This is a genomic window from Subtercola boreus (genome assembly GCF_003399625.1).
GTDB classification, from domain to species: domain Bacteria; phylum Actinomycetota; class Actinomycetes; order Actinomycetales; family Microbacteriaceae; genus Subtercola; species Subtercola boreus_C.
Window position 1 is genome coordinate 40,782 of the sequence record NZ_NBXA01000018.1, and the last position, 21,886, is coordinate 62,667.

The following is a 21,886-nucleotide window of genomic DNA, read 5'->3' on the forward strand; positions in this document are numbered from 1 at the left end:
CTCGCGAGGAGCCAGGTGACGACAGGGGTCTCTGCAGGGCTGCGGCCCGAACGTCCCGAAGCTCGCCCCGTCTCTGAGCTGGCTCGCCAGTTCGGTCTCGAGGTGCTCGGCGACATCGACGGACTGCTCGTCACCGGCATCACGCTCTCGTCGAAGACGGTGCTTCCGGGTGATATCTACGTGGGGTTGGCCGGAGTGCACGCGCACGGCGCCCAGTTCGTGGGCGATGCCCGCGAGAAGGGCGCTGTCGCGATCGTGACGGATCCCCGGGGCCTCACCCTCGCCGCGCAGTCGGGGCTGCCCGTGCTGGTCACGAGCGACCCCCGTGCGTCCCTCGGCGCCCTCTCGGCGTGGGTCTACCAGACCACCGAGTACGCGCCCCTCCTCTTCGGTGTCACGGGTACCAACGGCAAGACGAGCGTCGCCTACATCATCGAGGCGATCCTCCGCCAGCTCGGTGTGCTGGCCGGCCTCAGCACCACCGCCGAGCGCCGGATCGGCGACTGGGCCGTGACGAGCGCGCTGACCACGCCTGAGGCGACAGAGGTGCACGGCCTGCTCGCCCGCATGCGGGAGGCAGGCGCGGAGGCCGTCATCATCGAGACCTCGGCGCAGGCGCTCACCCGCCACCGCGTCGACGGCATCGTCTACGACGTCGTGGGGTTCACGAACCTCACCCACGACCATCTCGACGACTACGGCACCATGCAGAAATACTTCGAGGCGAAGGTTCCGCTGTTCACGGCCGAGCGGGCGAAGCGCGGTGTCGTCATCAACGACAGCGAGTGGGGCACCCGGCTCGCACGCGCCGCGACCATCCCGGTCACCCAGCTCTCGACCTACCCGGGCAAGGCGGCCGACTGGTACGCCGCGATCCTCCACGAGACGATCGACGAGACCCGGTTCATCCTGAACGGGCCCGACAACCTCTCGATCACGACGTCGATCCCGGTTCTCGGGCGGCACATGGCCGAGAACGCCGCGCTCGCCCTGGTGATGCTCGTCGAGGCGGGCTACCCGCTCGCCGACATCGCGGCCGCCCTCACCCGTGACGGCGGAATCGACGTCTACATCCCGGGCCGGGCCGAGCGCATCGCGAACTCCGGTCCTGCGGTCTTCATCGACTACGGCCACAGCCCCGATGCCTTCACCAGCACCCTCGACTCCCTTCGCCGGGTGACGGATGGCCGCATCATCATGCTCTTCGGCGCCGACGGCGACCGCGATCCGTCGAAGCGCGTCGAGATGGGCCAGATCGCCGCCCGGCTCTCCGACGCGGTGGTGGTGACCGACTTCCACCCGCGGAGCGAGGATCCCGCCGCGATTCGCACGGTTCTCGTCGACGCCGCACGCTCGGCGGTGCCCGAACGGGAGCTCTACGAGGTCGCCGACCCGCGCGACGCCTTCCGCAAGGCCCTCTCGATCGCTGGCCCCGGCGACGCGATCCTCTACGCCGGCCCCGGCCACGAGGACTACCACGAGGTCGCCGGCGTACACATTCCCTACTCAGCGAGAGACGACGCCCGTCTTGCGCTCCACGAATCCGGATGGCTGTAGAACCATGCTCGACCTGACTCTCGACGACATCGCCCGCACGATCGGCGGCACCCTTCTGCTCGGCGACCACGCGGTGGAGGAGGGCACCTCCGAGGTGTCGATCGTGAACGGTGCGGTCGACACCGACTCCCGTGAGATCGTGCCCGGCGGCATCTTCGTGGCAAAGCCCGGCGAATTCAGCGACGGGCACTTCTACGTCGAGGCCGCGGTGGCGAACGGGGCCGACCTCGTGATCGTCGAGCACGTGATCGACGCTCTCACGGTGCCCCAGATCGTCGTGTCGAACTCGGTCGAGGCGCTCGGGATGCTGGCCACAGAGGTGATCCGGCGCATCCGCGAGCTCGGAGCGCTCACCGTCGTCGGCATCACCGGCTCGAACGGCAAGACCACGACGAAGAACCTCCTCCGCACGATCCTGGAACGGCAGGGGCCGACGATCGCCCCGCGCGACTCGTTCAACAACGAGGTCGGCGCCCCGCTCACGATGCTGAAGGTCGAACCCGAGACCCGCTTCCTCGTCGCCGAGATGGGGGCCAGCGCGCCCGGCGAGATCACCCGGCTGATCCGGATGGCGCGGCCCGACATCGGCGTCGTGCTGACCGTGGGCCTCGCCCACGCCGGCGAGTTCGGCGGCATCGCGAAGACGCTCGCCACGAAGACCGAGATGGTCACCGACCTGCTGCCGACGGATGTCGCGGTGCTGAACCTCGACGACTACCGGGTCGAGAGCATGGCCGAGAAGACCCGTGCCGCTGTGCTGTGGTTCGGCCTCGATGCCAGTGCGGGGGTGCGGGCATCCGACCTGGTGCAGACGACGGCGGGCACCGACTTCACCCTCACCCTGCCGACCGGCGAATCGCAGACAGTGCACTTCAGCGTGCTCGGCGAGCACCACGTCACCAACGCTCTGGCCGCAGCGGCGGTCGCCCACACCATCGGGGTGCCGCTGGCCGACATCGTCGCTGCGCTGGAGTCGGTGACGCGCGCCGAGCGCTGGCGCATGGAGGTGCTTCCCGGAACGCAGGGCGTGACGATCATCAACGACGCCTACAACGCCAGCCCCGATTCGATGCTGGCCGGCCTCAAGACGCTCGCCCAGATCTCGGGACCGGGCATCCGGCGCGTCGCGATCCTCGGCGAGATGAGCGAACTCGGCGAGTTCTCGCTCGAGGAGCACGACCGCATCGGGCGCACCATCGTGCGGCTCGGCATCGAACGCATATTCGTGGTGGGCGAGGGAGCCAGGGCGCTGCACCTGGCCGCGACGCACGAGGGCTCGTGGGACGGCGAGTCGGCGTTCTTCGACACCGCCGACGAGGCGTACGCTCTGCTCGAGAACGAGTTGCGTTCCGGAGACGTCGTGCTGGTCAAGTCGTCGAATTCGGCGGGGCTGCGGTTTCTCGGCGACAGGCTGGGGGAGCACTTCGCATGATCACACTCATCGGTGCGGGTGGCCTCTCGATGGTCTTCTCGCTGTTCATGACGCCGGTCTTCATCCGGTTGTTCAAGAAGCTGGCCTGGGGCCAGTACATCAACATCGACGGTCCGGCCTCGCACCACGTCAAGCGGGGGACGCCCACCATGGGCGGCATCGTCATCATCCTGGCGACGCTGTTCGGCTACTTCGGGGCCCTGCTGGTCACCGGCAATCCGCCGTCGGTCTCTGTGCTGCTGGTGCTGTTCATGATGGTCGGCCTCGGTGTCGTCGGGTTCATCGACGACTTTCTGAAGGTACGCAAGAAACGGAGCCTCGGCCTCGGCCCGACGGCGAAACTGATCGGCCAGCTGCTCGTCGGCGGCGTGTTCGCCCTGGTGGCCATGAATGCGACGGGTCCGAACGGCTTCACCGTCGCGTCCACCCACATCTCCGCCATCCGTGACCTCGACTTCGACTTCCTGCAGTGGGGCGTGATCGCCGGCACCATCGCCTTCGTGATCTGGATCGTGCTGATCGTGCTGGCCACCTCGAATGCTGTGAACCTCACCGACGGGCTCGACGGACTGGCCCCCGGATCCGCCATCCTCGCCATCGGCTCGTTCGTCATCATCGGTTTCTGGCAGGCCAACCAGAGTTGCGCGAGCCTGACCCTCGACCCCGACGTGACCTTCAAGTGCTACAACGTGAACCAGCCGCTCGACCTCGCCGTCATCGCGGCGGCGATCGCGGGCGCGCTGATCGGGTTCCTCTGGTGGAACACGAACCCCGCCAAGATCTTCCTGGGCGACACCGGCTCCCTGGCGATCGGCGGGGCCCTGGCCGCGCTGGCCATCGAGAGCCGCACCGAACTGCTCCTCATCCTGATCGGCGGCATCTTCGTGATCGTCGCCGGCCAGGTCGTGGTGCAGCTCACCTACTTCCGCCTCACCGGAGGCAAGCGCATCTGGCGCGCGAGTCCGCTCCACCACCACTTCGAGGTCAAGGGCTGGGCCGAGGTCACGATCGTCGTGCGCTTCTGGATCATCGCCGGCCTCTGTGTGGCGGCCGGTGTCGGTGCCTTCTACCTCGAATGGATCCTGCAGGCTTGACTGGACGACTCGACTCCCTGACCAGCTGGCACTCCGAGTGGAGCGGCCTCCGGGTCGGCGTGCTGGGCCTCGGCAAGACGGGCTTCTCGGTTGCCGACACGCTCGTTGAGCTCGGGGCGAGCGTGCTCGTCGTCGCCCAGCAGGCCGACGACTCCCAGGTGCGCCTGGTCGAGGTCATCGGGGCGGCGCTCGTGCTCGACCAGGTTCTGGATGCCGCGCCTCCCGCTCTCATCGCGCTGAACCCCGAGGTGCTGGTCGTCTCGCCGGGCTTCCACCCCGATCATCCGGTGATCCTCTGGGCGGTCGCAGCGGGCATCCCGGTCTGGGGTGACGTCGAACTCGCCTGGCGGCTGCGGGACAAGGTCGGGAAGCCTGCCGAGTGGATCGCCATCACCGGCACCAACGGCAAGACCACGACGACCCAGCTGACCGCGACCATGCTCGTGGCCGGTGGGCTGAGGGCCGCGCCCTGCGGCAACATCGGCATCCCGATCCTCGACGCCATTCGCGACCCGCAGGGATTCGATGTGCTGGTCGTCGAGCTCTCGAGCTACCAGTTGCACTCGACCTTCAGCATGTCGCCGCACGCCGCCGTCTGCCTGAACGTCGCCGACGACCACCTCGACTGGCACGGTTCGGCCGAGGCCTACGCCGCCGCCAAGGCCCGCGTGTACACGAACACCCGCGTCGCGTGCGTCTACAACCGGTCGGATGCCCGCACCATCGCCATGGTCGAGGAGGCCGAGGTCGTCGACGGCGCCCGCGCCATCGGTTTCGGGCTCGGAGTTCCGGGGCTGAGCGACTTCGGCGTGGTCGACGGCATCCTCTGCGACCGGGCCTTCACCGAAGAACGCCGCACGACCGCCCTCGAGATCACCACGGTGTCGGCGTTGGCCGAGCGGGGGCTCGCAGCGCCCCACACGGTGGCGAACATCCTCGCCGCCAGCGCCCTCGCCCGCTCGATGGGGGTCTCCGTCGAGGCCGTCCGGGCCGCTCTCGCCACGTTCGAACTCGACCGTCACCGAATCGAGCAGGTCGCGACATCCGGCGGCATCACGTGGATCAACGACTCGAAGGCCACGAACGCGCACGCCGCCGACGCCTCGCTCGGGGCCTTCGAATCGGTGGTCTGGATCGCCGGCGGGCTGCTGAAGGGTGTCGATGTCGGGCCCCTGGTGGCAGCTCGGGCGACGAAGCTCCGGGCGGTCGTGCTGATCGGTGTGGATCGGGAAGCTCTCAGGAACGCATTCGAACGACACGCCCCCGGGGTGCCCGTGTTCGAGGTCGACGGCACCGAGACTGAGGGAGTGATGTCGGCCGCTGTGCGGTTGGCCTCCGCTGCAGCAGTGCCCGGTGACGTGGTGCTGCTGGCGCCGGCCGCAGCGTCGATGGACCAGTTCGTCGACTACTCCGACCGGGGTGACCACTTTGCCCGCGCAGTACGTGAACATCTTGGAGGTGGGGCAGCTGACGAACACCATGCGCCGCCCCCAGGGCACTCGCCCGAATAAGCCGGCTGCCGGAACCCGGCCCCCCGCCGCATCCGGAGCAGCCCGGCCCTCGGCCGCCACCGGCACCCGGCCCTCGGCCGCCACCTTCGCCTCCACCGGCGCTTCCCGGGCCCGCACCGCGCGCATCTCGGTGAACCGGGTCTTCCAGGCGGAGTCGAGCAACTACTACTTCCTGCTCGGCACCACGCTGTTCCTCGTGGTGCTGGGGCTCGTCATGGTGCTGTCGTCGTCGTCGATCGACTCGTACACAGCGCGCCAGGGCTTCTTCGGCACCTTCTGGAAGCAGGGTGTCTTCGCTCTCATCGGGGTGCCGCTGATGCTCGTCATCTCGCGGCTGCCGATCCGGTTCTGGAAGCGCTGGGGCTGGCTGGCGCTGGCCGGGGGAGTCATCCTGCAGCTCCTGGTGCTCTTCACGCCGCTCGGCATCACGGTCGGTGGCAACCTGAACTGGTTGAACGTCGCCGGCGTGAGCCTGCAGCCCTCCGAACTCATCAAGCTCGGCCTCGTCATCTGGATGGGCGTCATCCTCGCGAAGAAGCAGCGCTATCTGCACCTCTGGGGGCATGTCGCGATCCCCGTCCTGCCGGTGGCCGGCGGGGCAGTGCTGCTCGTCATGCTCGGCGGCGACCTCGGCACCGTGATGATCATGGCCGGCCTGCTCTTCGGCGCCCTCTTCTTCGCCGGCATCCGGCTCCGGATGTTCATCATCCCCGTGATCCTCGGCGGGATCGCGATCGCGCTCATCGCGGCCTCGAGTTCGAGCCGGGTCTCCCGCATCGGCAGCTTTCTGAGCGAAGGCTGCACCGACTACTCGGGCGAGTGCTGGCAGACCCAGCACGGGCTCTTCGCCCTCGCCAACGGCGGCTTCTTCGGTGTCGGCCTCGGCAACTCGAAGGCCAAGTGGTCGTGGCTGCCGGCCGCCGACAACGACTTCATCTTCGCCATCATCGGCGAGGAGCTCGGAATGATCGGGGCGCTCGTCGTGATCGCGCTGTTCGTCGCGCTGGCCATCGCGTTCCTCCGCATCGTGCGGTCGTCGAAGGACATGTTCTCGAAGGTCGTCTCCGGCTCGGTCATGGTCTGGATCATCAGCCAGGCCTTCGTGAACATCGCCGTCGTGCTGGGGGTGATCCCGGTTCTCGGCGTGCCTCTCCCGCTCATCTCCTCGGGCGGTTCGGCGCTGATCACCACCCTCATCGCGATCGGGGTGGTGCTCTCGATCGCTCGCGGGCAGACGAAGGAGACCGCGAGCGATCCGGATGCCGGTGCCCTCCTGGCACCGGGTTCGGTGTCCCTCGCCTCCCGTCGACGCACGGTGCGCCCGAAGTGACCACCTATCTGCTGGCCGGCGGCGGCACAGCGGGCCACGTGAACCCGCTGCTCGCCACGGCCGATGAACTGCGCCGCCGTGACCCCGGCGCCGAGATCGTGGTCGTCGGAACCGCAACGGGCCTCGAGGCACGCCTCGTGCCGGAGCGCGGCTACGAGCTCGTGACCATCGCCAAGCTTCCGTTCCCCCGCAGGCCGAACCGTGCGGCCATCTCGTTCCCGAATGCGCTCCGCGGTGTCATCGGCGACCTCACCCGGCTGATTCGGGAGCGCCGCGTCGACGTGGTCGTCGGTTTCGGGGGCTACGCTGCCGCGCCGGCGTATCTCGCGGCGCGGCGCGCGAAGGTGCCGCTGGTCATCCATGAGGCGAACGCCCGGCCGGGGCTCGCGAACCGTCTCGGTGCGCGGTTCACCCCGTTCGTCGGGTTGGCGTTCCGCGCGGGGACACTGCCGCACGGGCGCTTCGTGGGGATGCCGCTCCGCCGTGAGATCCAGGCGCTCGTCGGAGGGCCGAAGGCCGCGGCCCGCGCCGAGGCCCTCACACTCTTCGACCTCGATGCCGACCGGCCCGTGCTGCTCGTGACCGGTGGCTCGCTCGGTGCGGCGCAGATCAACGGGAGCATCTTCGCGGCCGCTGCTGACATCGCCCGGGCGGGCTGGCAGGTGCTGCACATCACCGGCAACCGGTCGGAGCTGGTCGACCCGGGCATCCCGGGCTACCGGATGCTCCGCTACTGCGACCGGATGGAGCTCGCCCTCGCGGCAGCCGATCTCGCCGTCTCGCGCGCGGGGGCGGCGACCGTCTCCGAACTGGCGGCGCTCGGGGTTCCGAGCGTGCTGGTGCCCTACGCCGTCGGAAACGGCGAGCAGCGCTTCAACGCGGTCGACCTCGTCGAAGCGGGCGGCGCCGTGCTGGTGCGCGACGCGGATTTCACGCCGGAATGGATCCGGTCCTCCCTCCTGCCGCTGCTCGGCGACCGGGCCCGCATCGACGACATGGCCGCTGCCGCGCTCGGCGCCGGAGTGACGGACGGGTCGGCCCGAACCGTCGACCTGATCGAAGAAGCCCTGAAGGGCGCGTAACGTTGTCTATTCGCAGAACGACAGGATGCACAGCGTGATCAAACCCGATCTGACCCTCGAGATCCCGGCAGAACTCGGTGCCGTGCACTTCGTCGGCATCGGCGGGGCGGGCATGAGCGGTATCGCACGCCTGTTCCTCGCGGCGGGTGTGACCGTGACGGGTTCCGACCGCACCGACTCGAAGACGGCCGAGAAGCTCCGCGCGCTCGGCGCCACCGTGCACATCGGCCACGACGCCGCGAACCTCGGCGACGCCGACACTCTCGTCGTCACCAGCGCGCTCTGGCCCGACAATCCCGAGCTCGTGCTCGCCCAGCAGCGCGGCCTGCCGGTGCTCCACCGGTCGCAGGCGCTGGCCTGGCTCGTGAACCGTCGCCGGCTGATCTCGGTCGCCGGCGCGCACGGCAAGACCACGTCGACCGGGATGATCGTCACCGCCCTCCTCGGCCTCGGAGCCGAACCCAGCTTCGTCAACGGCGGCGTCATCTCCGCCCTCGGCACCAGCTCGGCCTGGGGTGAGGGCGAGCTGTTCGTGCTGGAGGCCGACGAGTCCGACGGCTCGTTCCTGCTCTACGACACCGCCGTGGCGCTCATCACCAACGTGGACCCCGACCACCTCGACCACTACGGATCGGTCGAAGCCGTCGAGGATGCCTTCGTGACCTTCGCCGACGAGGCCTCCGAGCTCGTGGTGGTCTCCTCCGACGACCCGGGGGCGCTGCGGGTCGCCTCCCGGCTCACCGCTTCGCGGGTGCTCTCGTTCGGGTTCGCCGCGGGCGCCGACGTGAGACTGCACTCCGTCGTCACGGCCGGGCCGGTGGCGTTCGCTGTCGACTACCTCGGGCAGACGTACGCCGGGAGCCTCCAGGTTCCGGGCATCCACAACGCCCTGAATGCGGCGGGGGCCTTCGCGGTTCTCGTCGGACTCGGCTTCGAGCCGGCCGCTGTGCTCTCGTCGCTTGCTCCGTTCGACGGAACGGGCCGCCGCTTCGAACTGCACGACACCGTGCGGGGCGTGAGCGTCTACGACGACTACGCCCACCACCCGACGGAGGTGGATGCCGCACTCACCGCCGCGCGCACCGTCGTCGGTGAGGGGCGGATCATCGCCGTGCACCAGCCACACCTCTACAGCCGCACGCAGTTGCTCGCGGGGGAGTTCGCCGAGACGCTCGAGCGCACGGCCGACTTCACCGTGGTGCTCGACGTCTGCGGCGCACGTGAGGACCCGGTGCCCGGGGTGACGGGGGAGACCGTCTCGTCGCGCTTCGCGGACTCCTCGCATGTCGCCTACATCTCCGACTGGCAGGAGGCGGCGGACTTCACAGCCTCCATCACCCGCCCCGGGGACTTCGTGGTGACGCTCGGCTGTGGAGACGTGAACCTCATCGTGCCTCAGCTGCTCGCCTCCCTCGCCGCGGTGCCTGCTGAGTCGGCGAATGCCGGCGCGGCTGCCGATGCAGGCGCGAGCGCGGGCGCGGCTTCAGGTGCCGGCGCGGCTGCCGGTGCCGATCCAGGCGCGGACGCCGGTGCAGGCACCGCTGCCGTCGCGCCCGCAGACGGGCCCGACGCCTGACGTGGGCAGCCGATGAAGCGCCCCAACGCAGTGACCCCGCCGCCGAGCGTCGCGCCGCCGACCTCGCGGGTCGCGCCGCCGGCACCGCCGGCCGCGCCCGCCAAGCCGCGCACAGCGGCCTTGTCCTCGCGCGTCGCGCCCGAGGCGCCGGGCTCCCCGCCGCGCCCGACCACCCCTCCCGCGACTTCCAAGCGTCGCGGCGCGAAGTCGGTCGCAGCCGGCGCAGTCGATGCGCCGCACACGGTCGCCCCCGCACCCGCCGCCCCGCCGATCTCGATGACGCGCGTCAAGCCGGCCCCGCCCGCGACAAGCACTCCCGCCCCGCCCGCACTCGCGCCCCCCGCGCCCCCGGCCCCGCCCACCCCCGCGCCCCCCACCCCCGACCACGATCGAGGGGGCACTTCGGGCCCCAATGGCCGCGAAGCAGGGCCGAAACTGCCCATTCGACTGGCGGAGGGGAGTGACGCGAGCGGGCAGCGCGGCGGCGCCGACGGGCGGTCGGCGAAGAGCGCGCTCCGGGCGGCCGCCCGCCGACGCCGCCGGGTCGAGCAGCAGGAGGCTCGCCGCTTCACCGAGCGGAGTCGCCGCCGGCGTCTCACCTGGATCGTCTCGCTCGGCGCCCTCGCCGCGCTCGTGCTCGTGGTGCTGTTCACGGCCTACTCTCCGGTGTTCGCCGTGCGGGCGATCACCGTGCAGGGCACCTCGCGGATCGATGCCGCCCAGGTGCAGTCCGCTCTCGCCGACCAGGTCGGCAAGCCGCTCGCCCTCGTGGACTTCGGCCGGATGGAGTCCGAGCTCGCCGGCTTTCCGCTCATCCAGAGCTACTCCACGGAGTCCTCCCTGCCGAACACCCTGATCGTGAGGATCGTCGAACGGCAGCCCGTCGCACAGATCACCGCGGCGGCCGGTGGATTCGACCTGATCGACCCCGCAGGTGTCGTCGTCTCGCACAGCGACGCCCGGCAGGCCGGTTTCCCGGTCATCGACACGGCGGCCTCGGCGGTCGGCAGTGCTGGCTTCATCGGCGCGACCGCCGTGCTCCGGGCGATGCCGGCCGATCTGCTCGCCAAGGTCGACACGATCAGCGCGGCCACCCCCGACTCGGTCTCGTTCACGCTCTCCGGTGCCGGCCAGAAGGTCGTCTGGGGCAGCGACGCGAACTCGACCCTGAAGGCGAAGGTGCTCGACAAGCTGATCGGCACGCAGGATGCGGAGAAGTCGCTGACCTACGACGTCTCGAGCCCGGAGAGCCCCGTCGTCTCCGGCTGATCAGCCTCCCCAGCCGACCTGCACGTCCGATTCGCCGTGCAACATGCGACACGCCAAAGCGCGTTACGGGTGTGTTGCCGCATCGCGCCTAGGTTGATCAAAAGAAATACATACTCAGCATAACATTAACTCTCAACTTGAGCTTGAGACCCGGAGGCCGGACGTGACATCGAACCAGAACTACCTCGCCGTGATCAAAGTGGTCGGCATCGGTGGCGGCGGCGTGAATGCCGTCAACCGGATGATCGAACTCGGCCTTCGCGGAGTCGAATTCATCGCCATCAACACCGACGCCCAGGCGCTGCTGATGAGCGACGCCGACGTGAAGCTCGACGTGGGCCGTGAGCTCACCCGTGGCCTCGGTGCCGGGGCCGACCCCGAAGTCGGTCGCCGCGCCGCCGAAGACCACGCCGAAGAGATCGAAGAGGCCCTCGCCGGGGCCGACATGGTCTTCGTCACCGCCGGTGAGGGTGGTGGCACCGGAACCGGTGGTGCCCCTGTCGTCGCCCGCATCGCCAAGTCGATCGGCGCGCTCACCATCGGTGTCGTCACGAAGCCCTTCGGTTTCGAGGGCAAGCGCCGCATGGCCCAGGCCGAAGACGGCGTCGCGACCCTGAAGAACGAGGTCGACACCCTCATCGTCGTGCCGAACGATCGCCTGCTCGAGATCAGCGACCGCGGCATCAGCATGCTGGAGGCCTTCTCGACGGCCGACCAGGTGCTGCTCGCCGGTGTGCAGGGCATCACCGACCTGATCACCACCCCGGGTCTCATCAACCTCGACTTCGCCGACGTCAAGAGTGTCATGCAGGGTGCAGGATCAGCGCTCATGGGCATCGGATCGGCGAGGGGAGCCGACCGCGCCATCAAGGCCGCAGAGCTCGCCGTCGCCTCCCCGCTCCTCGAGGCGAGCATCGAGGGCGCCCACGGCGTGCTCCTCTCCATCCAGGGCGGATCGAACCTCGGCATCTTCGAGATCAACGACGCCGCGAAGCTCGTGCAGGACGCGGTGCACCCCGAGGCCAACATCATCTTCGGTGCCGTCATCGACGACACCCTGGGCGACGAGGTGCGGGTCACCGTCATCGCGGCCGGCTTCGACACGGCCGAGACCATCGCCGATGCGGCCGCCAAGCGCGGCTTCACGGTGCCGAACGACGCGAGCGACCTGTTCGCCGGGGCCGGCGCGGGAGCGGGTTCAGGATCGGGTTCCGCGGGCGCACCGGCCGCCCCGCCGACCCGCCGTGACCGTGCGGAGGAGCCGCAGTCCTCCGCAGCCTCCTGGGCGCAGAACCCGGAGCACAGCCTCACCGGCACGGCCCAGCTCGACCCGGCCTCGGACGACGACGACTCCGATCTCGACGTCCCCGACTTCCTGAAGTAGCAGCCATCGCAGAGAGCACCGTGCCGGACGAGGGCGGGCCGGGCCTCACGGCTCGGCTCGCCCTCGTCCGTGCATCCATCGCCGGGGCGGCGGATGCCGCGGGCCGGAGTGTCGACGACCTGACCCTGATCGCCGTGACGAAGTTCCACGACGCCGCGCTGCTCCGCGACCTCGCCGCCCTCGGGATCACAGATTTCGGCGAGAGCCGACACCAGGAGGCCCGCGAGAAGGCGCGCGAACTCGCCGACCTCGACGTCACCTGGCATTTCATCGGCCAGCTGCAGAGCAAGAAGGCCAGGCAGGTCGCCGAGTACGCCAGCGTCATCCACTCGGTCGACCGTGCGTCGCTCGCCGACCTGCTCGCCTCTGAGGAGCGGGAGGCGGACGGAACGCGGATCGGCTGTTTCGTTCAGGTCAACCTCACGCCGGATCCCGATCGCGGGGGCGTCAGGCCCGAGGATGCCGTGGCCCTCGCCGAACATATCGAGACGCTCCCCGGGCTCGATCTCCGGGGGGTGATGGCCGTCGCGCCGAACGAGGGCGAACCCCGCGCGGCCTTCGCCCAGCTGCGGAGCATCTCCGACGCCGTTCGGGCCAGTGTGCCCCGGGCATCCGCCATCTCTGCGGGCATGTCGAACGACTTCGCCGAAGCGATCGCCGAGGGCGCGACACACCTACGGATCGGTTCCGCAATCACCGGAATCCGACCGGCGCGCGGTTAATCTCTACGTAGGCACCCGAACATCCAACCCGGAGGAAGACATGGCCAATCCACTACGCAAGACGATGGTCTACCTCGGGCTTGCCGATGAAGAGCTCGAGTACGAAGACACGCAGGCTGCCCCTGTGGCGCACGTCGCCCACCCGCAGGCCACCCAGGCACCCGTCGAGCGTGCGGTCGCCCCGGCTCGCGAACACACCTCCCGGGCCGAGTCGAACTCCGGTCGTGCCCCGGTGACCCCACTCCGTCGAACCACGACTCCCAAAGAGGCGGCCCCGCTCGAAATGAATGAAATCCTCACCGTCCACCCGAAGCAGTACAAAGACGCGCAGATCATCGCCGAAAGCTTCCGCGAGGGAATCCCCGTGATCATCAACCTGTCGCAGATGACGGATGCCGACGCGCGGAGACTCATCGACTTCGCAGGTGGCCTCTCCCAGGGCCTCTACGGCAAGATCGAACGGGTCACCAGCAAGGTCTTCCTGCTCTCCCCGTCGCACGTATCCGTGTCCGGTGAGGCCCAGACCGACGCACGCACAGAATCTTCCTTCTTCGTCCAGTCATAATTGACGGGTGGGTTCACTCGTAGCAATCATCGCGACCGTCGTCTATCTGGCGCTGCTCCTCTTCTTCTTCGTGATGTGGGGCAGGTTCATCCTCGACCTCGTTCGGAGTTTCCAGCGTCAGTGGCGGCCCCAGGGTGCCGTCCTGGTGCTCGCTGAGGTTGCCTACACGGTGACCGATCCGCCGATCAGGTTCTTCCGGCGGTTGATACCGCCGCTCAGGATCGGACCGGTCGCCTTCGATTTCGGCTGGACCATCGTGATGCTTCTCGTGATCATCCTGTTGTCCGTGGCCAATTACGCGCGGGTGATTGCCGCTTGATCGCGTGTCGCATGTATCGTAGTTGCTGAAACGCCAAAACGTTCCCTAGACAGCCTCTGGGTTCCCTAGACAGTCACAAGTAATAAAGGTGGAAGAACATGCCGTTAACTCCGGAAGAAGTTGTTAACAAGCGCTTCTCGCAAACCCAGTTTCGGGCCGGTTACGACCAGGACGAGGTCGATGACTTCCTCGACGAGGTCGTAGTCGAGCTTCGTCGCCTGATTGCCGAGAACGAAGAGCTCCGCGCGGGGATCGTCCCGAGTGCCGCGCCTGTTGCTGCCACGAGCGCGACTGCCGCCAGCGAAGAGGCTGCACCGGCCGAGCCCGCAGCAGAGGTCAGCGAGCAGACGGCTGTCGTCGACCTGGTCAAGGAGGCTCCGGCCGAGACGCCCGAGCCCATCTCGGCTCCCGTCGCCGCCGCACCGACCACCGTCGGTGACCCCGAAGACGCCGCAAGCACCACCAGCCTGCTGCAGCTCGCCCGCCGCCTGCACGACGAGCACGTCAAGGAGGGCTCCGACAAGCGCGCCGCCCTCATCGAGGAGGGCCAGGCCACGGCCAACCGCCTCGTCGCAGAGGCCGAGGCGAAGCAGCGCACCGAGCTCGCCAAGCTGAACCAGGAGAAGGCCGGCATCGAGCACCGCATCGATGAGCTCCGCACCTTCGAGAAGGAGTACCGCCAGAAGCTGCGCGGCTACATCGAGAGCCAGCTCAGCGACCTCGACTCCTCCGGCGAGAGTGCTCCCGCCGGCAGCTTCCAGGGCTTTGGAGCCTGAGCACGAGGCGACAGCCCCGAACCTCGACGCCGGAGTCACCCCAGAGGTGACTCCGGCCGAGGGCCGATCGAGAACGATCAGTGTTCGCGCACTGGTCGTTCTCGTGGTTGTGGCGGTTGTCGTCCTCGCCATCGACCAGGGTGCCAAAGCGCTCGTCGTCGCCAACCTTCCACTGAACGAGTACGTCCCTGTGCTGGGAGACGTTCTGCAGTTCTTCTACGTGACCAACTCCGGCGCCGCGTTCTCGATCGGCAACGCCTACACCTGGATCTTCTCGATCCTCGCGGCCGCTGTCGTCGTCTTCATCGTCTGGTTCGCCCGGCGCATCCGCTCCCTCGGCTGGGCCGTGGTCTTCGGGCTCCTGCTCGGCGGAGTGCTCGGAAACCTCGGCGACCGGCTGTTCCGCGAACCGGGGTTCGGAGTGGGCCACGTGGTCGACTTCGTCAAGATCCCGTTGCTTCCCGCGATCTTCAATCTCGCCGACACGGCGATCTGCGCGGCGATGGTCGTCTTCCTTGTCCTCACGATCCGGGGAATCGGACTTGACGGGCGTCGTGCTGCTCGGCAGGAGCCGTCTGGTGCGTCGGATGTCGCGGCCGACCCTGTCGCAGAGAAAACCGACTGACGTGGAATCCCGTCAACTCCCGGTGCCCGACGGCCTCGACGGCGAACGTGTGGACGCCGCGCTGGCCAAACTGATGGGCTTCTCCCGCAGCTTCGCCGCCGACGTGGTCGAGGCCGGCGGAGTGAGCGTCGACGGGCGCGTCGTCGGCAAGTCCGACCGGCTCCGGCAGGGGACCTGGCTCGAAGTGAACTGGGCACCGAAACAGGAGCTGCGCATCGAACCGACGCCGGTCGAGAATCTCACGATCATCCACGACGACGACGACATCGTCGTGGTGGACAAGCCCGTCGGGGTCGCCGCGCACCCCTCCGTCGGCTGGACCGGCCCCACCGTTCTCGGTGCCCTCGCCGCCGCCGGCTTCCGCATCTCGACCTCGGGCGCCGCCGAGCGCGCCGGCATCGTGCACCGCCTCGACGCCGGTACCAGCGGGCTGATGGTCGTCGCGAAGAGCGAAGACGCCTACACCTGGCTGAAGCGGCTCTTCCATGACCGCGAGGTCGACAAGATCTACCACGCCGTCGTACAGGGGCACCCCGATCCCCTCGCCGGCACCATCGATGCGCCCATCGGTCGCCACCCGCGCTCCGACTGGAAGTTCGCGGTGGTGGCGTCGGGCAAGCCGAGCGTCACGCACTACGAGACACTCGAAGCGTTCCCGAGCGCGTCGCTGCTCGAGATCCACCTCGAGACCGGCCGCACGCACCAGATCCGCGTGCACATGGCCGCTCAGCGGCACCCGTGCGTCGGGGATGCGATGTACGGCGCCGATCCGACGATCTCGGCCCGTCTCGGGCTCAGCCGGCAGTGGCTGCACGCCCTGAAACTCGGCTTCGTGCATCCGGCATCGCGGGAGTATGTGCAGTTCTCCTCGACCTATCCGGCCGACCTGCAGCACGCGCTCGACACCCTCGGCACCGACTGAATGTCGGCGGGCTGAGGCTAAACTGGTGACCTCAACCTCTAGCTAGTCGGAGAAGATTTGTCACCCGCGTCCGATTCGTTCGTTCATCTCCACGTGCACTCCGAGTACTCCATGCTCGATGGCGCCGCACGTGTGAAACCCCTGATCGAGGCGGCCGTCGAGCAGGGGATGCCCGCTGTCGCCGTCACCGACCACGGCAACGTCTTCGGTGCCTTCGACTTCTGGAAGACGGCGACCGACGCCGGCATCAAGCCCATCATCGGCACAGAGGCCTACATCACGCCGGGCACGCACCGCGGAGACAAGACCAGGGTCAAATGGGGCGGCCCGAACTCGGGGCGCGACGATGTCTCGGGTTCGGGTGCGTACACGCACATGACGCTCCTGAGCGAGAACACGGCCGGGATGCACAACCTTTTCCGGCTCTCCTCGCGGGCGTCGCTCGAGGGCTACTACTTCAAGCCACGCATGGACAGGGAACTGCTCTCGCAGTACTCGAAGGGCCTCATCGCGACCACCGGGTGCCCGTCGGGCGAGGTGCAGACGCGCCTCCGCCTCGGGCAGTACGACGAGGCCGTGAAGGCCGCATCCGACTACCGCGACATCTTCGGTGCCGAGAACTACTTCGCCGAGATCATGGACCATGGGCTCGGCATCGAGCGCCAGATCATGGGCGACCTGCTGCGGCTCGCGAAGCAGCTCGACCTGCCGCTGGTCGCCACGAACGACCTGCACTACACGCACGCCCACGACGCGACATCTCATGCCGCCCTGCTCTGTGTGCAGTCTGGGTCGACGCTGAGCGACCCGAACCGGTTCAAGTTCGACGCCGATGAGTTCTACCTGAAGACCGCTGCGGAGATGCGGCAGATCTTCCGCGATCATCCGGAGGCCTGCGACAACACCCTGCTGATCGCTGAGCGCTGCGAAGTGAAGTTCGACACGTCGGCGAGCTACATGCCGCGCTACCCCGTGCCCGCCGGTGAGACCGAGGACACCTGGTTCATCCAGGAGGTCGAGAAGGGGCTCGTCGACCGCTACCCGCTGGGCATCCCGTCGGATGTGCGCGCCCGGGCCGACTACGAGGTCGGTGTCATCGTGCAGATGGGGTTCCCCGGCTACTTCCTGGTGGTGGCCGACTTCATCAACTGGTCGAAGAACAACGGCATCCGGGTCGGGCCCGGCCGTGGATCCGGTGCCGGCTCGATGGTGGCGTACGCGATGCGCATCACCGACCTCGACCCGATCCGCCACGGCCTGATCTTCGAGCGGTTCCTGAACCCGGATCGCGTCTCGATGCCCGACTTCGACGTCGACTTCGACGACCGGCGCCGCGGCGAGGTCATCCGGTACGTGACCGACAAGTACGGCGACGAGCGCGTCGCCCAGATCGTGACCTACGGCACCATCAAGGCGAAGCAGGCGCTGAAGGACAGCTCGCGCGTGCTCGGCTTCCCGTTCGGCATGGGGGAGAAGCTCACCAAGGCGATGCCGCCGCCCATCATGGGCAAGGACATCCCCCTCTCGGGCATCTTCGACACGGCGCATCCGCGGTTCAAGGAGGCGTCGGATGTGCGCGCCGTCATCGAGGCCGACCCCGAGGCCCGCACGGTGTTCGAGACGGCCGTCGGCATCGAGAACCTGAAGCGCCAGTGGGGCGTGCATGCGGCCGGTGTGATCATGTCGAGCGATCCGCTGATCGACATCATCCCGATCATGAAGCGCGAGCAGGACGGCCAGATCGTCACGCAGTTCGACTATCCGGCCTGCGAGTCGCTCGGGCTGATCAAGATGGACTTCCTGGGGCTTCGAAACCTCACGATCATCGACGACGCGCTCGACAACATCGAGTCGAACCGGGGTTTCCGGCCGGTGCTCGAAGAGCTGGAACTGGATGACGTCCCGGCCTACGAACTTCTGGCGAGGGGCGACACGCTCGGGGTCTTCCAGCTCGACGGCGGGCCCATGCGCGGGCTCCTCCGGCTGATGAAGCCCGACAACTTCGAGGATATCTCGGCGATCCTCGCGCTCTACCGGCCGGGGCCGATGGGTGCCGACTCGCACACCAACTACGCGCTCCGCAAGAACGGGCTGCAGCAGGTCACGCCGATCCATCCGGAGCTCGAAGAGCCGCTCCGGGAGGTGCTCGGGCAGACCTACGGCCTGATCGTCTACCAGGAGCAGGTCATGTCGATCGCGCAGAAGCTCGGCGGGTTCACGCTCGCCCAGGCCGACCTGCTGCGGCGGGCGATGGGCAAGAAGAAGAAGAGCGAGCTCGACAAGCAGTACGAGGGCTTCTCGAAGGGGATGAACGACAACGGCTACTCGAACGCGGCCGTCAAGACACTGTGGGACATCCTGCTGCCCTTCTCGGACTACGCGTTCAACAAGGCGCACTCCGCGGCCTACGGCGTCATCTCGTACTGGACCGCCTACCTCAAGGCCCACTACCCGGCCGAGTACATGGCGGCGCTGCTGACGTCGGTGGGCGACTCGAAGGACAAGTCGGCGATCTACCTGAACGAGTGCCGGCGCATGAACATCACCGTGCTGCCGCCGGATGTGAACGAGTCGATCGGGTTCTTCGCCGCCGTCGGCGAGGACATCCGGTTCGGCATGGGCGCTGTTCGGAACGTCGGTTTCGCCGTGGTCGACCACATCATCGAGGCGCGGAAGTCCAAGGGCGCCTTCACGTCGTTCCACGACTTCCTGCAGAAGATCCCGCTGGCGGCGACCAACAAGCGCACGATCGAGTCTCTGATCAAGGCGGGAGCGTTCGACTCGCTGGGCGACACCCGCCGGGCGCTGGTGGAGATCCACGAGTCCGCGGTCGAGGCGGCTGTGAGCGAGAAGAGGGCCGAAGCGAACGGCCAGGTCGGCTTCGACTTCGACTCACTCTGGGATGCCCCGCAGGACAACCGGCAGGTGCCCGACCGGCCGGAGTGGTCCAAGCGCGACAAGCTCGCCTTCGAGCGCGACATGCTCGGGCTGTATGTGTCCGATCATCCGCTCGCCGGGCTTGAGATCGCCCTCGCCAAACACGCGTCGACGACCATCACCGACATGCTGACCTCGGAGCACACGGCCGACGGTGACACCGTCGTGATCGCCGGGCTGATCACGAACGTGCAGCACCGGGTCGCCCGGAATTCCGGCAACCAGTACGGATCGATCGTGGTGGAGGACTTCGGCGGCGAGGTCACGGCCATGTTCATGGGCAAGGCTTACCAGGAGTTCTCGCCGGCCCTCACGAACGACTCGATCGTGGTGCTGCGGGGGCGCGTGTCGATTCGGGATGACGGGATGAACCTGCACGCGTTCAGCCTGTTCACCCCCGACCTCGGCAACGCCGACGGGGGCGGGCCGATCGAGATCTCGATGGCCGACGCCCGGGCCACGACGGAGACGGTGCAGGCGCTGAACGACGTGCTGATCAGGCACTCCGGTGACAACGAGGTGCGGTTGAAGCTCCTGAAGGGCGGAACCGCGCGCGTGTTCGAGATCCCGTACCGCGTGCGCGTCACGGCCGACCTCTACGGCGAGCTGAAGTCGCTCCTCGGCCCCGCCTGCCTCCTCTGACCCCCGCCCGCCCGCTCCCCGCCCCCGCGCAGCCTCGGCTCGCCACCGCGTGCTTCCAATCGAGTGGGCACTTCGGGCCCTCATCCCCAGATTTCGGGGCCCGAACTGCCCACTCGATGTGGTGGCGGGGCGGTGGTGGCGAACGGGGCGAGGGCGGGGAGGGCGGGTTGGTAGAATCGGGGGGCCATGATGCAGACCATTGACTTGCGGGGCATGAACCCGTCGCGTGCCCAGTTGCTCGACCTCGTTCCGCGTGCCGTGACCGACGTGGGGGTCGCCGCGGAGGCGGCCGCCGCGCTCATCGAGGCCGTTCGGGCCGACGGCAGTGCGGCGCTCCGAGCGCAGGCGGCCCGGTTCGACGGGGGAGAGGCTCCGAGCATCCGCGTTCCGCAGAGCGAGATCGACGATGCTGTCGACGCGCTGGCTCCGGATGTGCGTGACGCACTCGAAGGGGCCATCGGGCGTGTGCGGCAGGCCACCGCTGCGCAGATCCCGCCCGCCGCGACGACGTCGCTCGGCGACGGTGCGATCGTGGAGCAGCGCTGGCAGCCGGTCGACCGGGTCGGGCTGTACGTGCCGGGCGGCAAGGCGGTCTACCCGTCGAGTGTGGTGATGAACGTCGTGCCGGCGCAGGCCGCCGGAGTTCCGTCGATCGCGCTCGTGTCACCCCCGCAGAGGGAATTCGGCGGGCGGGTGCACCCGACCATCCTGGGGGCCGCCGGCCTCCTCGGCATCACCGAGGTCTATGCGATGGGCGGCGCGGGCGCGATCGGCGCGCTCGCCTACGGCGTGGCCGACCTCGGGCTCGAGCCCGTGCAGGTCATCACCGGACCGGGCAATGTCTACGTGGCAGCGGCCAAGCGCCTCGTGCGGGGCCGCACCGGCATCGATTCGGAGGCCGGACCCACCGAGATCCTCATCATCGCCGACCAGACGGCCGACCCCGGATTCGTGGCCGCCGACCTCGTGAGCCAGGCCGAGCACGACGAACTCGCGGCGGCCGTGCTCGTCACGACCTCCCCGGCCTTCGCAGATGAAGTTCGAGTTGAACTTGAAGCTCTGGCGGCTGCGACGCCGCACTCTGCACGTGTGCTCGTCGCGCTGAACGGACAGCAGTCGGCGGTCGTGCTGGTCGACGACCTCGCCGCGGCGGCGCGCTTCAGCGACGCGTACGGGCCGGAGCACCTGGAGATCCAGACGGCATCGGACGACGACGTGGTGGCGAGCATCCACAGCGCCGGCGCCATCTTCGTGGGGTCGTACTCGCCCGTGAGCCTCGGGGACTACCTCGCCGGCTCCAACCACGTGCTGCCGACCGGTGGCCAGTCGCGCTTCTCGTCGGGGCTCGGGGCGTACACGTTCCTGCGTCCCCAGCAGGTCATCCGGTACTCGCGCGGGGCGCTGTCGGAGGTGGCCGGGCGCATCCACGCTCTCGCTACCAGCGAGAACCTCCCCGCGCACGCCGAGGCCGTGGCGGCGCGCTTCCCCCGCGCGTAGCGCCCCCGCCCCCCAATCGTTCTCTCGACCTTCCCGTTTGCGCGGGGGCGCGGAGCGCGGAACGCGGAAGGGGTGCGACGCGGTAAACTCGACGCACCATGTATTGCCCGTACTGCCGGTACCCCGATTCCCGCGTCGTCGACTCGCGCACGTCCGACGACGGTGTCGCCATCCGCCGCCGCCGCCAGTGCCCCGACTGCGGACGCCGCTTCAGCACCACCGAGACCGCGAGTCTCAGCGTCATCAAGCGGAGTGGCGTCGTCGTGCCATTCAGCCGCGAGAAGATCATGAACGGCGTGCGGAAGGCCTGCCAGGGCCGGCCCGTCACCGACTCCGATCTCGCGGTGCTCGCGCAGCGGGTGGAGGAGACCGTCCGCTCGACCGGCGCGGCACAGGTCGAGGCGAACGACATCGGACTTGCCATCCTGCAGCCCCTCCGCGAGCTCGACGAGGTCGCGTACCTCCGCTTCGCGAGCGTCTACCAGGCCTTCGACTCCCTCGACGACTTCGAGGCTGCTATCACTCTGCTGCGGGTCGAGCACGCCGAGGCTCCGGATGACCGGCAGGGCCGCCCCGCAGCATCCGGTGCCACAGCCAAGCCCGCCACTTCGAACGCGGCCGCCACCGCCCGGCCCGAGTAGCGGTG

The 21,886-nt window shown here is 68.5% G+C and carries 17 protein-coding genes and 1 pseudogene; all 18 read left to right on the forward strand.

The genetic code is table 11. The annotated features are described in order from the left end of the window. Nucleotides 1-15: 15 nt before the first annotated feature. The 18 genes and pseudogenes from B7R21_RS08095 (at nt 16) to nrdR (ending at nt 21,881) form a co-directional block, all read left to right on the forward strand. Nucleotides 16-1,557 (forward strand): Mur ligase family protein, encoded by a 1,542-nt coding sequence (locus B7R21_RS08095; protein WP_116282740.1) that lies wholly within the window; start codon nt 16-18, stop codon nt 1,555-1,557. Between the two features lie 4 nt (nt 1,558-1,561). Next, nucleotides 1,562-2,989 (forward strand): UDP-N-acetylmuramoyl-tripeptide--D-alanyl-D-alanine ligase, encoded by a 1,428-nt coding sequence (locus B7R21_RS08100; protein WP_116282741.1) that lies wholly within the window; start codon nt 1,562-1,564, stop codon nt 2,987-2,989. Then, a complete protein-coding gene (gene mraY, locus B7R21_RS08105) occupies nt 2,986-4,083 on the forward strand; it encodes a phospho-N-acetylmuramoyl-pentapeptide-transferase (protein ID WP_116282742.1) in 1,098 nt (365 codons plus the stop codon). Before B7R21_RS08100 ends, mraY begins: the two co-directional genes overlap by 4 nt. Then, complete coding sequence (gene murD / locus B7R21_RS08110; protein WP_116282743.1) at nt 4,065-5,594, forward strand: UDP-N-acetylmuramoyl-L-alanine--D-glutamate ligase; 1,530 nt, start codon at nt 4,065-4,067, stop codon at nt 5,592-5,594. The genes mraY and murD overlap by 19 nt, the downstream gene beginning before the upstream one ends. Beyond that, complete coding sequence (gene ftsW / locus B7R21_RS08115; RefSeq protein WP_253259705.1) at nt 5,503-6,924, forward strand: putative lipid II flippase FtsW; 1,422 nt, start codon at nt 5,503-5,505, stop codon at nt 6,922-6,924. Before murD ends, ftsW begins: the two co-directional genes overlap by 92 nt. Next, the gene (locus tag B7R21_RS08120; RefSeq protein ID WP_116282744.1) at nt 6,921-8,006 is read left to right on the forward strand and encodes a UDP-N-acetylglucosamine--N-acetylmuramyl-(pentapeptide) pyrophosphoryl-undecaprenol N-acetylglucosamine transferase; all 1,086 of its coding nucleotides are present in this window, start codon (nt 6,921-6,923) and stop codon (nt 8,004-8,006) included. Before ftsW ends, B7R21_RS08120 begins: the two co-directional genes overlap by 4 nt. A gap of 34 nt (nt 8,007-8,040) precedes the next feature. Continuing rightward, nucleotides 8,041-9,462, forward strand: a pseudogene (gene murC / locus B7R21_RS08125) (UDP-N-acetylmuramate--L-alanine ligase); the annotation flags it as partial. Between the two features lie 132 nt (nt 9,463-9,594). Further along, nucleotides 9,595-10,851, forward strand: coding sequence for an FtsQ-type POTRA domain-containing protein (locus B7R21_RS08130; protein WP_116282745.1), 1,257 nt, complete (start codon nt 9,595-9,597; stop codon nt 10,849-10,851). Between the two features lie 163 nt (nt 10,852-11,014). Continuing rightward, nucleotides 11,015-12,235 carry a cell division protein FtsZ gene (ftsZ, locus tag B7R21_RS08135; protein ID WP_116282746.1) on the forward strand — a complete coding sequence of 407 codons (1,221 nt, stop codon included), beginning with the start codon at nt 11,015-11,017 and terminating at the stop codon, nt 12,233-12,235. A gap of 20 nt (nt 12,236-12,255) precedes the next feature. Beyond that, a complete protein-coding gene (locus tag B7R21_RS08140) occupies nt 12,256-12,957 on the forward strand; it encodes a YggS family pyridoxal phosphate-dependent enzyme (protein ID WP_116282747.1) in 702 nt (233 codons plus the stop codon). 40 nt (nt 12,958-12,997) lie between these two features. Continuing rightward, nucleotides 12,998-13,522: a cell division protein SepF gene (locus tag B7R21_RS08145; RefSeq protein ID WP_116282748.1), complete on the forward strand. Its 525-nt coding sequence runs from the start codon at nt 12,998-13,000 to the stop codon at nt 13,520-13,522. Nucleotides 13,523-13,529: 7 nt separating this feature from the next. After that, the gene (locus B7R21_RS08150) at nt 13,530-13,841 is read left to right on the forward strand and encodes a YggT family protein (protein WP_301182558.1); all 312 of its coding nucleotides are present in this window, start codon (nt 13,530-13,532) and stop codon (nt 13,839-13,841) included. A 98-nt stretch (nt 13,842-13,939) separates the two neighbouring features. After that, complete coding sequence (locus B7R21_RS08155; protein WP_116282749.1) at nt 13,940-14,617, forward strand: DivIVA domain-containing protein; 678 nt, start codon at nt 13,940-13,942, stop codon at nt 14,615-14,617. Then, the gene (gene lspA, locus B7R21_RS08160; protein WP_253259706.1) at nt 14,607-15,242 is read left to right on the forward strand and encodes a signal peptidase II; all 636 of its coding nucleotides are present in this window, start codon (nt 14,607-14,609) and stop codon (nt 15,240-15,242) included. Before B7R21_RS08155 ends, lspA begins: the two co-directional genes overlap by 11 nt. 1 nt (nt 15,243) lies before the next feature. Then, entirely contained in the window at nt 15,244-16,164 is a 921-nt protein-coding gene (locus B7R21_RS08165) for an RluA family pseudouridine synthase (protein ID WP_116282750.1), read from the forward strand. 111 nt (nt 16,165-16,275) lie between these two features. Then, nucleotides 16,276-19,743 carry a DNA polymerase III subunit alpha gene (dnaE, locus tag B7R21_RS08170; protein ID WP_116282812.1) on the forward strand — a complete coding sequence of 1,156 codons (3,468 nt, stop codon included), beginning with the start codon at nt 16,276-16,278 and terminating at the stop codon, nt 19,741-19,743. Between the two features lie 189 nt (nt 19,744-19,932). Then, on the forward strand, nt 19,933-21,240 hold the full coding sequence (hisD, locus tag B7R21_RS08175) for a histidinol dehydrogenase (RefSeq protein ID WP_172592100.1): 1,308 nt from the start codon (nt 19,933-19,935) through the stop codon (nt 21,238-21,240). Nucleotides 21,241-21,338: 98 nt separating this feature from the next. Then, on the forward strand, nt 21,339-21,881 hold the full coding sequence (gene nrdR / locus B7R21_RS08180; RefSeq protein ID WP_116282752.1) for a transcriptional regulator NrdR: 543 nt from the start codon (nt 21,339-21,341) through the stop codon (nt 21,879-21,881). The last annotated feature ends 5 nt before the right edge of the window (nt 21,882-21,886 follow it).